Origin of the sequence: Streptomyces lacaronensis, from assembly GCF_047337785.1 — a bacterium.
Taxonomy (GTDB): Bacteria; Actinomycetota; Actinomycetes; order Streptomycetales; family Streptomycetaceae; genus Streptomyces; species Streptomyces lycopersici.
The window spans coordinates 7607145-7622682 of record NZ_JBLHDK010000003.1; the positions used below are offsets into that span (position 1 = coordinate 7607145).

The 15538-nt window shown below is 72.0% G+C and carries 10 protein-coding genes; 7 read left to right on the forward strand and 3 right to left on the reverse strand.

Annotated features, from left to right (window positions below; translation table 11 throughout):
* Positions 1-133: 133 nt before the first annotated feature.
* The 6 genes from ACMTAK_RS32520 to ACMTAK_RS32545 all read left to right on the forward strand — a co-directional run bounded on the left by ACMTAK_RS32520 (position 134) and on the right by ACMTAK_RS32545 (position 8316).
* Positions 134-421, forward strand: coding sequence for a hypothetical protein (locus ACMTAK_RS32520; protein ID WP_413809466.1), 288 nt, complete (start codon positions 134-136; stop codon positions 419-421).
* On the forward strand, positions 421-2685 hold the full coding sequence (gene malQ, locus ACMTAK_RS32525) for a 4-alpha-glucanotransferase (protein ID WP_413809467.1): 2265 nt from the start codon (positions 421-423) through the stop codon (positions 2683-2685). The genes ACMTAK_RS32520 and malQ overlap by 1 nt, the downstream gene beginning before the upstream one ends.
* Positions 2686-3220: 535 nt before the next feature.
* A complete protein-coding gene (locus tag ACMTAK_RS32530; protein ID WP_413813063.1) occupies positions 3221-4942 on the forward strand; it encodes an alpha-L-fucosidase in 1722 nt (573 codons plus the stop codon).
* Positions 4943-5037: 95 nt separating this feature from the next.
* Positions 5038-5280 (forward strand): hypothetical protein, encoded by a 243-nt coding sequence (locus tag ACMTAK_RS32535; protein WP_413809468.1) that lies wholly within the window; start codon positions 5038-5040, stop codon positions 5278-5280.
* A 264-nt stretch (positions 5281-5544) separates the two neighbouring features.
* Complete coding sequence (locus tag ACMTAK_RS32540; protein WP_413809469.1) at positions 5545-6519, forward strand: acyl-ACP desaturase; 975 nt, start codon at positions 5545-5547, stop codon at positions 6517-6519.
* Positions 6520-6570: 51 nt separating this feature from the next.
* On the forward strand, positions 6571-8316 hold the full coding sequence (locus tag ACMTAK_RS32545; protein ID WP_413809470.1) for an SEL1-like repeat protein: 1746 nt from the start codon (positions 6571-6573) through the stop codon (positions 8314-8316).
* 124 nt (positions 8317-8440) lie between these two features.
* On the opposite strand, the gene pepN is transcribed toward ACMTAK_RS32545, so the two are convergent.
* Complete coding sequence (gene pepN / locus ACMTAK_RS32550; protein ID WP_413809471.1) at positions 8441-11011, reverse strand: aminopeptidase N; 2571 nt, start codon at positions 11009-11011, stop codon at positions 8441-8443.
* Positions 11012-11173: 162 nt separating this feature from the next.
* On the reverse strand, positions 11174-12199 hold the full coding sequence (locus tag ACMTAK_RS32555) for an aspartate-semialdehyde dehydrogenase (RefSeq protein WP_413809472.1): 1026 nt from the start codon (positions 12197-12199) through the stop codon (positions 11174-11176).
* Positions 12200-12536: 337 nt separating this feature from the next.
* Here ACMTAK_RS32555 and ACMTAK_RS32560 point away from each other — a divergent pair, with 337 nt between their 5' ends.
* On the forward strand, positions 12537-14279 hold the full coding sequence (locus tag ACMTAK_RS32560; protein WP_413809473.1) for a TIGR03767 family metallophosphoesterase: 1743 nt from the start codon (positions 12537-12539) through the stop codon (positions 14277-14279).
* Positions 14280-14296: 17 nt separating this feature from the next.
* Here ACMTAK_RS32560 and ACMTAK_RS32565 read toward each other — a convergent pair whose 3' ends face one another.
* Positions 14297-15334: a hypothetical protein gene (locus ACMTAK_RS32565; RefSeq protein WP_413809474.1), complete on the reverse strand. Its 1038-nt coding sequence runs from the start codon at positions 15332-15334 to the stop codon at positions 14297-14299.
* Positions 15335-15538: the final 204 nt, after the last annotated feature.

Below are 15538 nucleotides of genomic sequence, written 5' to 3' on the forward strand. Positions count from 1 at the left end.
CCCTTCGCGCAGTGAAATCGCCGCCCAGAGGGGATGTGACCTACAGCACGTCCGGGGGGCGTTTACGTCTGCGCCCGTCCGGAGTGGGTAGGGCTCGGGATGACCCACTGCCGACAACCCCACGGAGGTCCGTGTGGCCGCGTCAGCTCAACTTCTGTTTCCCCTGTCCAAACCCGGCCCCGAGGCGTCCATCGAACCGGATCCCTTCGACGGGGTCTCCGACCCCGACTGCGGACTGTGCGGCTTGGACGGCTTCGGGTCCGGAAGCGCCACCGAGGCGCCCCTCACCAGCGAGCCTCCGCTCGCCGACAACATTCCCCTGACCAGCGAGCCTCCGCTCGCCGCCGAAACTCCCCTGACGAGTGAGCCGACCGCCGTCCTTACCGGCGCGGGCGCGGGCTGTGAGCCGATGGAGTACTGATGGGCAGAGCGCGGCTCGCCGAGCTGCACGGTGTCGCCACCTCCTACGACCCCGCCCCGGGCCGCACCGTCCAGGTGCCCGAGGACACGGTCGTCGCCGTGCTCGCCGCGCTCGGCGTGGACGCCTCGACCCCCCGAGCCGTACGCGAAGCGCTGGACCGGCACGACGGCCGGCGGCGCGACCGGCTGCTGCCCCCCTGTGTGGTGGTGCGCCCCGGCAAGGTGCCCCGCCTGAGCCTGCCCGAGGGCACGGCGCTGCGGGTGTGCCCCGATGACGGCGCACCGCACCCACGGGGGCGGGCGGCCGCGCGGGCGTTACGGGCCGATGGCCCCCTGAAGAAGGGCGCCCACGAGAAGGGCGCCCATGAGAAGGGTGTCCTGGACCGTGCCCTTACGAATGGTGTTCTCACGGACGGCGTTCTTACGGATGGTGTCTTTGCGGATGGCGGCGCCACCGCCGATGGCCTCCTTACCGCGCTCGCCGCACTGCCGCCCGGCGCCCACACCCTGCTCGCCGAGGCCCCCGACGGCCGCCGCGCCACCGCCCCCCTCATCGTGGCCCCCGACCGGATGCCGTTGTCCCCGGTCCGCAGCCATGGCTTCCTGGTGCAGCTCTACTCACTGCTCTCCGCGCGCTCCTGGGGCATGGGCGACCTCGGCGACCTGGCCGATCTGGCCGCCTGGTCGGGGCGGGCGCTCGGCGCCGGCTTCGTCCAGATCAACCCGCTGCACGCCGCCGTGCCCGGCACCCCGGCCGCGCCCACCGACCCCTCGCCGTACCGCCCCTCCTCGCGGCGCTTCCCCGACCCGGTCCATCTGCGGGTCGAGGACGTGCCCGAATACGCCCATCTGCGCGGCCGCGCCCGTGAGCGGGCGGATCAGCTGCTGGAGGCCGCCGCCGCCCTCCGTGACTCCGTCCTGCGCGAGGGTGCCCTCATCGACCGGGACGCCGTCTGGGCCCTCAAGCGCGAGGCGCTGGAGCTGGTGCGGACGGTCCCGCTCAGCCCCGGCCGCCGCGCCGCTTACTGCGACTTCCTCGCCGAGCGCGGTCAGGCCCTGGAGGACCACGCCCTGTGGTGCGCGCTCGCCGAGACCCACGGCCCGGAATGGCGCGCCTGGCCCGACGGCCTGGCCGATCCGCGCTCCGCGGGCACCGCACGGGCCCGGGTCGAGCACCTGGACCGCACCGACTTCCACTGCTGGCTGGCCTGGCTCACCGATACCCAACTGGCCGCCGCCCAGCGCGCCGCGCGCGAGGCGGGCATGGGCATCGGCCTCGTCCACGATCTGGCGGTCGGGGTCCATCCCTCGGGTGCCGACGCCTGGGCGCTTCAGGACGTCTTCGCCTCCGGCATGTCGATCGGCGCGCCCCCGGACGCCTTCAACTCCCGGGGCCAGGACTGGGGCCTGCCGCCGTGGCGCCCGGACGCCCTCGCGGCCACCGGCTACGCCCCCTACCGCGATCTGCTGAGCGGCCTCTTACGGCACGCGGGCGCGCTCCGTATCGACCATGTGATGGGCCTCTTCCGGCTGTGGTGGGTGCCGGAGGGGCGGGAGCCGACCGAGGGCTGTTACGTCCGCTACGACGCGGAGGCGATGCTCGGAGTGCTCGCCCTGGAGGCGCACCGGGCCGGGGCGGTCGTCATAGGGGAGGACCTGGGGACGGTCGAGCCCGGTGTACGGGAGGAGCTGGAGCGGCGGGGGGTGCTGGGCACCTCGGTGATGTGGTTCGAGCGGAACTACGACGGGACGGGCGCCGCGCGGCCGCTGGCGCCGGAGGAGTGGCGGGCGGACTGCCTGGCCACCGTGACGACCCACGATCTGCCGAGCACGGCCGCCCGGCTCACCGGCGACCATGTCGAGCTGCGCCACCGGCTGGGCCTGCTGAGCCGCCCCCTGGCCGAGGAGCGCGCGGCGGACGCGGTGGAGGTCGCCGAGTGGCTGGGGCTGCTGGGGCGGCTCGGGCTGCTGCCGGAGGGGCCGGGCGACGAGGAGGCGGTGGTCAAGGCGGTCCACCGCTTTCTGCTGCGCACCCCGGCGAAGATGGTGGGCGTCTGGCTGCCGGACGCGGTGGGGGACCGCAGACCGCAGAATCTGCCGGGCACCTGGGATCAGTACCCCAACTGGCGGCTGCCGATCGCCGATGCCGAGGGGCGCCCGATGTCCCTGGAGGAGCTGGTCGCCTCGCCCAGGCTGCGCGCGCTGATGGACGAGGTGGCCCTGTTGGCGCCTCGTGGCCATTCCGGGGTATCCGGCGGATCGTGACGCCTGCGGCGGGCTGTTCCCCTCCCCGCCCCTTCCCACAACTGAGGCTCCGCCCCACGCCCCGGACCGTGGCTCCGCCCCAGCCCCCGGTGCGGGGCTCCGCCGCAGGCTCCGGAGTGGGCTCCGCCCCGAGCCCCGGAGTGGGGCTTCGCCCCAGACCCTGGCGGGGCTCAGCCGCCCCAGGCTCCGGAGTGAGGCTCAGCCGCCCCAGCCCCGGAGCGGGGCTCTGCCTCGGGTCCCGGAGTGGGGCTCGGCTCCGGACCGGGGCTCTGCCCCCCCGGAGCGGGGCTCCGCCCCACCCCCCGGACGGGGGCTCCGTCGACCCAGGCTCAGGCTCCGGGGTTCAGGGGTGGAGCCCCTGACGCGCGGCGGGGGCCTTGTAGTGGGTGCTCTACTCCACATAGGTGGGACCTCTGTCGTGGGCGGTCTCCCCAGAATGCCTCTGCTCTGCCAGGCTGTCATGGACACCGCCATAGAGATCCGATCAATGCCGATCGGAGACCTGGAGGGGACCATGGCCCGACCTCTGGCCGGAATGCCCGGCACCCACAGAAACCGCGGACGGCGGCGTGCGCTGCTCGCGCTCCGTGCCCTCGCCCTGGCCGCCCTCGCGGCCGCCGCCGTCCCTCCCGCCCCCACGGAGGCCGCCACGGAGGCCGTCGCGCGGGCCGGATGCGAGGGGCCCGTCACCCCCGCCCCGCAGCAGGTCGTCGAGGACTGCGACACCCCCGCCCGCATCATCGACAAGGCCGCCCACACCGTTCCCACCCCCGGGCAGCGGGCCTGGCAGCAGCGCGAGATCACCGCCTTCACCCACTTCGGCATGAACACCATGACCGGCCGCCAGTGGGGTTCCGGGGCCGAGGACGAGAAGCTCTTCGACCCGCCCGAGCTCGCCATGGACCAGTGGATGCGGGCGTACAAGGCCGCCGGTGCCCAGCAGGTCATGCTCACCGCCAAGCACCACGACGGCTTCGCGCTCTACCCGAGCCGCTACACCGACCACGACGTCGAGGCCAGCCCCTGGTGGACGAAGGGCCCCGGCGGCCGGAATCCCGACGGTGATGTCCTGGGCGCGTACGTCAAGGCCGCCCGTAAGGCGGGACTCAAGGTCGGCGTCTATCTCTCGCCCGCCGACGGCGCCGAGCTGCCGCACGCCTGGCACGCCCAGTGGGTCGAGAAGATCCGCGAGAAGCAGCAACACGGCGAGGAGCTGTCGCTGCCCGAGCGGATGGCCCTGGAGGACGGCGACCGCGCACCCGCCGGCCAGGGCCGCTACGGCAACGGCAGCAAGCCCACCGAGCGCACCATCCCCACCCTCGTCCCCGGCGACGACCGGGCGGACAAGGTCGCCTCCGGCGCGCTGCCCACCTTCCGCTTCGCCGCCGACGACTACGACGCGTACTACCTCAACCAGATCTACGAGATCCTGACGCAGTACGGCCCCATCGACGAGTTCTGGCTGGACGGCGCCAACCCATGGGGTGGCGCGGGCGTCACCCAGCACTACAACGTCAGGAACTGGTTCGAGCTGATCCACGCGCTCTCGCCGAACTCGGTGATCTTCCAGGGCGCCCAGGGCGTGCGCTGGGTGGGCAACGAGGACGGCATCGCCCGGGAGACCGAGTGGTCGGTGACCCCGTCCGAGGTCGACCCGTGGACCGTCATCGGCGGCGGGCTGCCCAATGACTCCACCGACGCCGACATCGGCTCGCGCGCGAAGCTGACCGCGCCGGGCGTGCGCTATCTGCAGTGGTACCCGGCCGAGGCCGATGTCTCGATCCGCCCCGGCTGGTTCCACGACCCCGCGGAGCGGCCCAAGACCCCGGACCAGCTGATGTCGCTGTACGAGCGCAGCGTGGGCCGCAACGCCTCGCTGCTGCTCAATGTCCCGCCCGCGAAGAACGGCCGGATCGACGACGCCGATATGGCCTCCCTTACGGCCTTCGGCAAGGCCGTAAGGACGACATACGGCACCGGCTCCCGGCCGGCCCCCGGTCATCCGGTGACCTTCGACCGGGTGCGGCTCGGCGAGGACATCCGCCAGGGGCAGCGGGTGGAGGAGTTCACCGTGCAGGCCCGGGTGGCGGGGACCTGGCGGGACATCGCCTCCGGGACGACCGTCGGGGCCCGGCGCATCCTTCCGCTGGCCGCACCCGTCACCGCTGACGGGCTGCGGATCCGCGTCCTCGCCTCGCGCGCCGCGCCACGGCTGCTGCCGCCCACGGTCCACCTCGGCGAGGCGGGCCGCCGCTGAGCCGGCGATCGGGGGCCATGTCATGGTCATCTCAGCACCGTGTTAAAGGCCACCCCGGGCACGCGGCGCCGGGGGGCGTCGGATAGCTTGAGTCCGTGAGCAACAAGGTCAAAAAGAACGCCGTGCGCGCCGGTGCAGTCATCGCCGCGACGACGGCGATGCTGCTGATGTCGTCCCCCGCGTTCGCGCTCACCCGCGACGACGGTGACGACCCGGGTCCGGGCCTGAGTGTCGCCGAGACACTGGGCCTCTATGTCGCTGCTCCGATCATCCTGTTCCTGGTGATCGCGGGTCTGGTGATGGCGGGAGACAGGAAGTCCCCCAAGCAGACCGACTGACGCGATCGATCGACGAAGCGCGCACGCCGCTGCGGAGCGCCCCGGCCATCCGGCCGGGGCGCTTTTGTTGTGTACGGGGCGAATCGCTCGCGGCGGCGGACCGGTTCCGCCGGCCCGGATCGGGGCAAGTGGGGGCGCGTCACGCCGAGTTCACCGCGCGCCATCCACAGGCCCTGGCCTGTTTATTTTCGCTTTAACCTACGGTGTCGTAACCTACGGGTCCGTAGGTATAGCCCGTCGCCCCCGTCCCCTGGAGCCCCCACCGTGACCCTCGCCCCTACCCACCGCCACGGTCAGGCCGTCTGGAGCGACACCCAGCTCCTGTACGCACTCGAAGAGGTCGTCGAGACCGAGCTCAACCGGCATCTGAAGGTCGCCAAGGAGTGGATGCCGCACGAGTACGTCCCCTGGAGCGACGGCCGGAACTTCGACGGGATCATGGGCGGTGAGGCATGGGCACCCGACCAGTCCAAGGTCAGCGGTGTCGGCCGGATAGCGCTTGTGGTCAACCTCCTCACCGAGGACAACCTCCCCAGCTACCACCACGAGATCGCGACCCTCTTCGGCCGGGACGGCGCCTGGGGCACCTGGGTCCACCGCTGGACGGCGGAGGAGGGCCGTCACGGCATCGTGATGCGCGACTACCTGCTGACCAGCCGCGCCGTCGACCCGGTGCAGCTGGAGCGGTTCCGCATGGAGCACATGTCCGAGGGCTTCGAATCGGACAACCAGCACAGCATGCTGCACACCGTGGCGTATGTCGCCTTCCAGGAGCTGGCCACCCGCATCTCGCACCGCAACACCGGCCATCACTCCGGCGACCCGGTCTGCGACCGGATGCTGGCGCGCATCGCCACCGATGAGAACCTGCACATGATCTTCTACCGGAACCTGCTCGGGAAGGCGTTCGAGCTGGCCCCCGACCAGACCATGTGCGCCGTCCGCGATGTGGTGGTCAACTTCCGCATGCCGGGCCACGGGATGCCCGGCTTCGAGCGCGCCGCCGCCCAGATCGCCATCGGCGGCATCTACAACCTGCGCATCCACCACGACGACGTCCTCCAGCCCGTGCTGCGCTTCCTGAAGGTCCTGGAGATCGGCGGGCTCGGCCCGGAGGGGCTCAAGGCGCAGGAGGAACTGGGGCTCTACATGGGCGGACTGGACGATCAGGCCACCAAGTTCGACGAGCGGCGCCAGGCGCTGCTGGCCCGTCGCAGGGCCCGTGCCGAACGAGCGTGATCACTCTGGCACCATCGGGTGATGGTCGAACATTCATCGCAAGATGCGGCGGTGGATCCGGAAGCCGAAGCGGCCCGGCTGAGGGCCGCGGCGGCGGCCGGGAAGCCGGGCGCGTACCGGGCCTACGCCGAACTCCTCACCGGCCTGGGCCGCTTGGACGAGGCCCTGCCGTGGTGGGCCAGAGCCGCCGACGCCGGGGACGCGGACGCCTCGCGCACGCTCGCGATCTGCCATAAGGACCGCGGCGAGTTCGCCGATGCCGAGCGGTGGTACCGCACGGCCGCCGATCGCGACGGCGGCTGTGCGTTCGGTCTTGCCCGGCTGCTTCAGGAGGCCGGTGACACGGCCGGCGCCGAGCGGTGGTACGAGCACGGGGCCGCGCTCGGCAGCGTCGAGTGCAAGACCAACGGGGCCGTGCTGCTGGCCGCCCGGGGCGTGTGGGACACCGCCCTGGAGCGGCTGGCCGAGGCGTCCGCCGAGGGCGACGACGTCGCCGCCCACAGCCGCCGGGCCATCCAGAACATGCTGAGGGACCTGGACGGCTGGCGCGCGGCACTCGCCCGGGCGGAGGCCGAGGGCGACCCCGAGGAGGCGTACGAGGCGCTGCGCGAGCTGCTCGACCCGGAGCGCAAGGCGATGTTCGAGCGTTACCCCCGGATGGTCGCGGAGGCAGAGGCGCTGTACGCCCGTGCGGCCGCGGTCGGCGGCGCCAAGGCGCTGGTGGACCAGGCCCTCTTCATCGCCCGCGACGACGGCCGCTGGGCCGAGGCCCGCGCCCTCGTCGAACGCGCCCATGAGCGGGGCTACGACGGCGCGGCATACGTCCTCGGCGTCTGGGCCGAGGAGAACGGCGAGCTCCGCACCGCCGAGGAGTGGTACCGCACCGCCGACGCGGCGGACGGCGGCCACATGTGGGCCTGCTTCAACCTCGGGGTGCTGTGCGTGCGGCAGCGGCGGCTGGAGGAGGCGGAGCGGTGGCTGCGGGCCACGGGGGTCGACCGTGTCGACGAGGAGGAGGGCGCGCACCCGTTCGACGAGGGCGAGGAGCGGATCGTCGCGGCGCTGCGGGACATCGCCGCGATCCGGGCCGACCCCGAGCGGATGCCGCCCGCTGAGTGGGAGGAGCGGCTGCCCGGGCTGCGGGCCCGCGCCGAGGAGGGCGGCCCGGACGCCTGGTTCGCGTACGCCGACGCGCTGGACCGGCTGCACCGGCTCCCGGAGGCCGCCGAGTGGTACCGCAAGGCGGGCACTCCGCGCGCCCTGCTCGCCCTCGGGCGGATGCTGTACGAAGGGGGCGGCGCCAAGGGGCTGCGGATGGTGCCGTACTACGAGCCCGCGGCGGCGGAGGGGGACGCCGGAGCGGCGTATGACATCGGCCGGATCCACGACGAGGCCGGGGACCGGCGTACCGCCCAGATCTGGTTCCGCCGGGCGGCCGACCTGGGGCATGGGCGCGCCGCGTGGTGGCTGGGCTGGACGTCGGAGGAGCGCGGCGGGGATCCGCAGCACGCCGAGCGGTGGTATGTGCGCGCCGCGCGCAGCGGTCTTGTGCCGCCCGCGTTTCTGGCGGGGCGGAGCATGGTGCGGCGAGGGGCGTGCGCGGAGGCGGAGCCGCTGTTGAGGGTCGCGTGTGAGGGGGAGCATGAGGAGGCGCCGTACTGGCTGGCGGAAGCGTTGCGGGGGCTGGGGCGGGCGGAGGAAGCGGAACGCTGGCTCCAGGTCGCCGCTGAGGCATACCCGGACCTCCTCCACCAATACGGCGAAATGGCCCGCCTAGCCTTACGAGACCCTGGCTGAGCCGGTTTGTGGGCAATCGTTCCGCGGGGCGGGACGATTGCCCACAACCGGGAACAGGTTGCCCACAACCAGGTATCCGCGGCGCAGTGCGGGGCGTTCGGCCCCGCACTGCGCCGCGCCGTGGTCAGCTCGCGGCGGCGTCAGCCGCCTGTGCCCGTAGCGCACGGTCGACGCCCGCCCGCGACTCCGTCACCAGACGCCTCAGCGCCGCCGTCGGTTCGGCAGACGCGAGCCACGCGTCCGTGGCCTCCAGTGTCTCCGGCGCGACCTGCAGCGCCGGGTACAGCCCCACCACGATCTGCTGTGCCATCTCATGGCTGCGGCTGTTCCAGATGTCCTTCGCCACCGCGAAGTACTTCTCCGTGTACGGCGCCAGCAGCTCCCGCTGATCGGTCTGGACGAAGCCGCCGATCACCGCCTCCTGCACCGCGTTCGGCAGCTTGTCGCTCTCCACGACCGAGGCCCACGCCTCCGCCTTGGCCTGCGGCGTCGGCCGCGCGGCCCGCGCTGTGGCGGCGTGCCGCTCGCCCGCGGAGGTCTTGTCGCGCTCCAGCTCCGCCGCGATCGCGGCCTCGTCGGCACGCCCCGTGGCGGCGAGCCGCTCCAGCAGCGCCCAGCGCAGCTCGGTGTCGACGGCCAGGCCCTCGATCGTCTCGGTGCCCTCGAGCAGCCCGGAGACCAGGTCCAGCTGGGCGTCGGTGCGGGCGGTCGCCGTGAAGGCCCGCGCCCAGGCCAGCTGGTGGTCGCTGCCCGGTGCCGCCGCCCGCAGGTGGTCGAGCGTGGCCTCGGTCCACTGGGCCAGGCCCGTCTCGCGCCAGTCCGGCGCGGCGTACAGGTCCAGGGCCAGCTTCACCTGGCGGTGCAGGGACTGGACGACGCCGATGTCCGACTCCTTGGCGATGCCCGAGAGCACCAGTGCGAGGTAGTCGCGGGTGGCCAGTTCGCCGTCGCGGACCATGTCCCAGGCCGAGGCCCAGGACAGCGCGCGCGGCAGCGACTCCTCGAAGTCGCCGAGGTGCTCGGTGACCACGGCCAGCGAGTCCGGGTCCAGCCGCACCTTCGCGTAGGTGAGGTCGTCGTCGTTGAGCAGGATCACCGCGGAGCGCTTTGTGCCGGTCAGCTGCGGTACCTCGGTCAGCTCGCCGTCCACGTCCAGCTCGATCCGCTCGGAGCGGATCAGCTTGCCGGTCGGGTTCAGGTCGTAGAGGCCGATGGCGATGCGGTGCGGCCGCAAGGTCGGCTCACCCGTGGCGCCCTGCGGAAGCGCCGGGGCCTCCTGCCGCACCGCGAAGGAGGTCACGGTGCCGCTCGCGTCCGTCTCGATCTCCGGCCGCAGCACATTGATGCCCGCTGTCTCCAGCCACTGCTTGGACCAGGTCTTCAGATCGCGTCCGCTGGTCTCCTCCAGCGCGCCGAGCAGGTCCGACAGCCGGGTGTTCTTGTAGGCGTGGCGCTTGAAGTACGCCTGGACGCCACGGAAGAACTCGTCCATCCCGACGTACGCGACCAGCTGCTTGAGCACCGAGGCGCCCTTGGCGTACGTGATCCCGTCGAAGTTGACCAGGACGTCGTCCAGATCGTTGATCTCGGCCATGATCGGGTGGGTGGACGGCAGCTGGTCCTGCCGGTAGGCCCAGGTCTTCATGGAGTTGGCGAAGGTGGTCCAGGAGTGCGGCCACCTGCTGCCCGGCGCGTGGGCCTGGCAGGCGATCGAGGTGTAGGTGGCGAACGACTCGTTCAGCCACAGGTCGTTCCACCACTCCATGGTGACCAGGTCGCCGAACCACATATGGGCCAGCTCGTGGAGGATGGTCTCGGCGCGCGTCTCGTACGCCGCGTCCGTCACCTTGGAGCGGAAGACATACTGGTCGCGGATGGTCACCGCGCCCGCGTTCTCCATCGCGCCTGCGTTGAACTCCGGCACGAACAGCTGGTCGTACTTGGCGAACGGGTACGCGTAGTCGAACTTCTCCTCGAACCACGCGAAGCCCTGCCGCGTCACCGCGAAGATCGCGTCCGAGTCGAGGTACTCCGCGAGCGAGGGACGGCAGTAGATGCCCAGCGGCACCGAGCGGCCGTCCTTCTCGTAGGAGCTGTGCACGCTGTGGTACGGGCCGACGATCAGCGCGGTGATGTACGTGGAGATGCGCGGGGTCGGCTCGAACCGCCAGACGTTGTCCTTCGGCTCCGGCGTCGGCGAGTTCGAGACCACCGTCCAGCCCTCGGGCGCCGTGACGGTGAACTGGAACGTGCCCTTCAGGTCGGGCTGCTCGAAGTTGGCGAACACCCGGCGGGCGTCGGGCACCTCGAACTGGGTGTAGAGGTACGCCTGCTGGTCGACCGGGTCGACGAAGCGATGCAGCCCCTCACCGGTGTTGGTGTAGGCGCAAGTAGCGACCACCCGCAGCTCGTTGCGCCCGGCCAGCAGCCCCGGCAGGGCGATCCGCGAATCCTTGAAGACCTCGTTCGGGTCGAGCGTGTCGCCGTTCAGCACCACCTCGTGCACCGCGGGCGCCACCAGGTCGATGAACGACTCCGCGCCCGACTCGGCGGCGTCGAAGCGCACCGTGGTCACGGAGCGGTAGGTACCGCCCTCCTGGGCGCCGCTCAGGTCCAGTTCGATCTCGTACGCGTCCACCGTGAGGAGGCGCGCCCGCTGCTGCGCTTCCTCCCTTGTGAGGTTGGTGCCAGGCACGTCGGCTAACTCCCGTTCGTCATGTGCGGTACGCCATGCGTCAGGCGGATGGCCATCCTCGCACGTCGGGCGGTCAGTGCCGGTAGACCAACGTGTCCACGAGCGGACGCCGGGAGGGGAGCGGGCAAATCGGCCGCTCCCCTCCCGGGCGAATCGTGGTCGTCAGGTCAGGTCGGCCGCCACCAGCTCGGCGATCTGCACCGCGTTCAGCGCCGCGCCCTTGCGCAGGTTGTCGTTGGACAGGAACAGCGCGAGACCGTGCTCGACCGTCTCGTCCACCCGGATCCGGCCCACATAGCTGGGGTCCTGGCCCGCGGCCTGGAGCGGGGTCGGGATCTCCGAGAGCGCCACGCCCGGGGCCGCGGCCAGCAGCTCATAGGCGCGCTCCACGCTGATCGGACGCTCGAAGCGGGCGTTCACCTGGAGCGAGTGGCCGGTGAAGACCGGGACCCGGACACAGGTGCCGGACACCTTCAGCTCCGGGATCTCGAGGATCTTGCGGCTCTCGTTGCGGAGCTTCTGCTCCTCGTCGGTCTCGAACCGGCCGTCGTCGACGATCTTCCCGGCCATCGGGAGCACATTGAACGCGATCGGGCGGGCGTACACCCCGGGCTCGGGGAACTCCACCGCGGCGCCGTCGTGGGTGAGCTCGGCCGCGCGGTCGGCGGTCTTGCGGATCTGGCCGTCGAGCTCGGCCACGCCGGACAGCCCGGAGCCGGAGACGGCCTGGTAGGTGGTGGCCACCAGGGCGGTGAGCCCGGCCTCGGTGTGCAGCGGGCGCAGCACCGGCATGGCGGCCATGGTGGTGCAGTTCGGGTTGGCGATGATGCCCTTGGGGCGGTCCACCGCGGCGTGCGGGTTGACCTCGGCGACCACCAGCGGCACCTCGGGGTCCATCCGCCAGGCCGAGGAGTTGTCGATCACGACCGGGCCCTGGGCGGCGACCTTCTCGGCCAGTGCCTTGGAGGTGGCGCCGCCGGCGGAGAACAGGACGATGTCCAGACCGGAGTAGTCGGCCGTGGCGGCGTCCTCGACGGTGATCTCGGTGCCGCGCCACGGGAGCGTACGGCCGGCCGAGCGGGCGGAGGCGAACAGCCGCAGCTGCTCGGCCGGGAAGTCACGCTCGGCGAGCACCCTGCGCATCACTCCGCCGACCTGGCCGGTCGCTCCGACGATTCCGATCCTCATATCAGCCCTTTTCCTTGGTTGTGCCTGTTCGGGGCGCCTACCCTCCTGGCAAGTGTCTCAGGCGGGTCCGTTACCGTCCCGTGATTTATCCCACGGCGGGGATCGGCTCCCGGATATGGCGGGGGCGGTTCCCAGATCCGATGAACGCCGAGTGAGCGGAAGAATTCCTGTTCACAAGGGCGCGATGACCGTTTGCTACCGCCAAGATCCACGTGTGGAGATCGGCGACCCGCGTTGCCGCCTCGTTCACTCCCAGGCCATCCCCGATGCCAACGATCCAGGTGAGGACAGCCTCGCTGTCCGCCCGTCACCGCGTGTCCACTCGGGGAGATCGCGCATGTCCCGCATACGGTCCGTACGGTCCGCCGCAGCTGCCGTCGCCACCCTCGACCGGCGCACCTTCCTCGCCGCCGCCACCGCCACCGGTGCCACGGCCGGCCTGGGAATCGCCTTCGGTCCCGGCAGCGGCTCGGCCGGTGCCTCGCAGCCCGCCACCGCGCACGCCGCGGGCCGCCGGGTGGTGCAGGCCCCGGCGGCGCCCTCGACGGCCGGTACGACGCTGGAGACGTTCTCGGCCGCACACGGCGCCACCGGCTACCGGCGGCTTGCCGACGGCCCCGCCTGGGCCCGTGAGGTCCGCACCGAGATCACCGGCGCCAAGGGCGGCCGTGAGGACCGGCGCACCGCGCTCGCCTCCTTCGTCCAGCTCACGGATCTGCATCTGACCGACGTCCAGCACCCGATGCGCTACGAGTTCCTGCGCTCCGGGCGCACCGGGGCATGGCGGCCGCACGAGGCGCTGACCGTCGCCGGGGTCGCCTCGCTCATCGAGCGGATCAACGGGCTGCGCGGCGGACCGGCCACCGGGGCGCCGCTGTCGTTCGTCATGACCACCGGCGACAACACCGACAACAACGCCAAGATCGAGCTGGACTGGTTCCTGACCGCCATGAACGGCGGGCGGATCACCCCCAACACCGGCGATCCGCGCCGCTACGAGGGCGTCCAGAACAGCGGGCTCAAGGAGTTCTGGCACCCCGAGGAGGCGCTGCGCGACGCCGACAAGAAGGCCGGCTTCCCGCGCGTCGACGGCTTCCTCGAGGCCGCGCTGCGCACCGTCAACAGCCCCGGGCTCCGGTTGCCGTGGTACTCCACCATCGGCAACCACGACGATCTGGCGGGCGGTGTCTACTCCCTCGGCCACGACTACTACACGGACTTCGCCACCGGGAAGCGCAAGCTGGAGATCATCCCGGCGGCCGCCGCGGAGCGGCTGTTCAAGGGCACGCGCGTCGGAAACGACCCCAAGGGCGTCCAGATGAAGGCGCTGCTGGACGCGCACGCCAAGGACATGCGCACGGTGACCCCCGACGAGCGCCGCGCGCCCTTCACCCAGACCGAGTACCTGGCCGCGCACCTCGACCCGGCCGCCACGGGCTCCGGACCGGTCGGCCACGGCTACACCAAGGACAACCTCGAGCAGGGCACGCTCTACTACTCGTTCCGGATCTCCGAGAACATGATCGGCATCAGCCTGGACACCACCGACCCGGGCGGCCACTACACCGGTTCGCTCGGCACCGCCCAACTGCGCTGGCTGGAGCGGACGCTGAAGGCGCACAAGGACGACTACGTGATCGTCTTCAGCCACCACTACAGCCGCACCCTGGACAACATGAACCACGACCCGGGCCGCCCGGGCGAGGCCCGCCACGGCGGGGACGAGGTCGTCGCCCTCTTCCAGCGCCACCCCAAGGTGCTGGCCTGGATCAACGGCCACAGCCACCAGAACGAGATCACCCCGCGCGGCACCTTCTGGGAGATCACCACCGCCTCGCATGTGGACTTCCCCCAGCTGGCCCGGGTGTTCGAGGTCGTGGACAACCACGACGGCACGATCTCCCTGTTCACCACGCTCATCGAATCGGCCGCGCCGCACCGCACGGACTTCTCGGACCTGTCCCAGACCGGGCTCGCGGCCCTCTACCGCGAGCTGTCCTTCAACGCGCCCGGCGCCAGCCAGAAGCTGGCCGGCGACGCGACGGACCGCAACACCGAGCTGCTGCTGCGCAAGCCCTGAGCCGTCCGGCGGGCGCCTCAGCGCGGCAGGACCACCACATAGGAGGCCGGTTCGCGGTCGGCCGCCGCGATCAGGGCGGTACGGACCACCGCGGCCTGCTCCTCCGGTGACTCCCGGAGCTTCTTCGGGGTCACGCGCACGACCGTGATCCCGAGCCGCTCCAGGTGCTCGCGCTTGCGGCCGAAGCCGCCGCGCCAGACCTCCTCGTCCTGGCGCGGAGCCCGGGCGTCGATCTCCACCGCCACCGCCTGCTCATGCCAGTAGGCGTCCACCCCGCCGAGGCCGGGACCGCCGGGCAGCCGCAGCTCCACGTGCCACAGCGGCTCGGGCAGATGGTGGCCGCGCACCATGTCGTACAGCCGCCTCTCGGCGATCGCCCGGCCCTCGGCGAGCAGCGCGTCCACGGCGTCCACGACATGCGGCCGGGACAGCAGCCGGGCCGAGTTCAGCTCCGCGACGACGGCCGCGGCCTCGCAGTGGCCGTGGCGCACGGACTCGGTGAGCAGTCTGCGGACCAGTACGGCGTCGGTGAGCCGGGCGACGGCGTCGGCGAGGGCGCGGGCCACCGGGGCGGTGGGCACGCCCGCGAGGTACTGGGGGGCGGGCAGGGTGCCGGCCCGGACGAAGCGGACGAAGCCGGTGGCGCGCAGCCGCCGGGTGCGCGGCACGAGGACGTCGATGTGGTCGAGAGACGCCAGCGGGGGAGCGGAGGAGAAGTGGCACAGGGCGAGCGCCGCCAGCCCGGTGATCATCGCCTCGCCGCCCGGCTCGCCGCCGCCCGGCTCGCCGCCGCCCGCCGACCCGTCGGCCCCCTGGCCACGGCTCGCGGTGTACAGCAGCGCGGCCAGCAGCCGCTCCTCGCTGGTCGCGGGGCCCGGGTGGAGCAGATGGACGCCCGGCAGGATCTGCTGCCAGGGCCCGCCGGTCCGGCAGCGCTCCGCGGCGACGGACGCGGTCACACCGTGCTCGCGCAACTGACGTGTCGTCAGGACCCGGCGCTGGACGTCCGAGAGGTGGTGGAGGGGGCGGGGGGACAGCGGCGTGTTGTGGCTCATGCCTCCGCCATTCCCGCGCCCGGTCCACCGGCTAACCGCTGTTACACAGTCGTCGACAAAAGCGGACAACACCGCACTAAAGTACGGCAGTTCGAATGCCGAAAAGAGCTCCCCTCTTCTCCCGGAGGAGCTCCCCCTTCGGTCGAATCTTCTCCCGGAGGAGCTCCCGCTTCGGTCGAATCTTCTCCCGGAGGAGCTCCCGCT

Excerpts from the sequence above, each read along its gene's own strand:
- malQ (WP_413809467.1), top strand. The coding sequence starts at position 421 with ATGGGCAGAGCGCGGCTCGCCGAGCTGCACGGTGTCGCCACCTCCTAC.
- ACMTAK_RS32530 (WP_413813063.1), top strand. The coding sequence starts at position 3,221 with ATGCCCGGCACCCACAGAAACCGCGGACGGCGGCGTGCGCTGCTCGCG.
- ACMTAK_RS32555 (WP_413809472.1), bottom strand. The coding sequence starts at position 12,199 with ATGAGGATCGGAATCGTCGGAGCGACCGGCCAGGTCGGCGGAGTGATG.
- ACMTAK_RS32560 (WP_413809473.1), top strand. The coding sequence starts at position 12,537 with ATGTCCCGCATACGGTCCGTACGGTCCGCCGCAGCTGCCGTCGCCACC.
- ACMTAK_RS32565 (WP_413809474.1), bottom strand. The coding sequence starts at position 15,334 with ATGAGCCACAACACGCCGCTGTCCCCCCGCCCCCTCCACCACCTCTCG.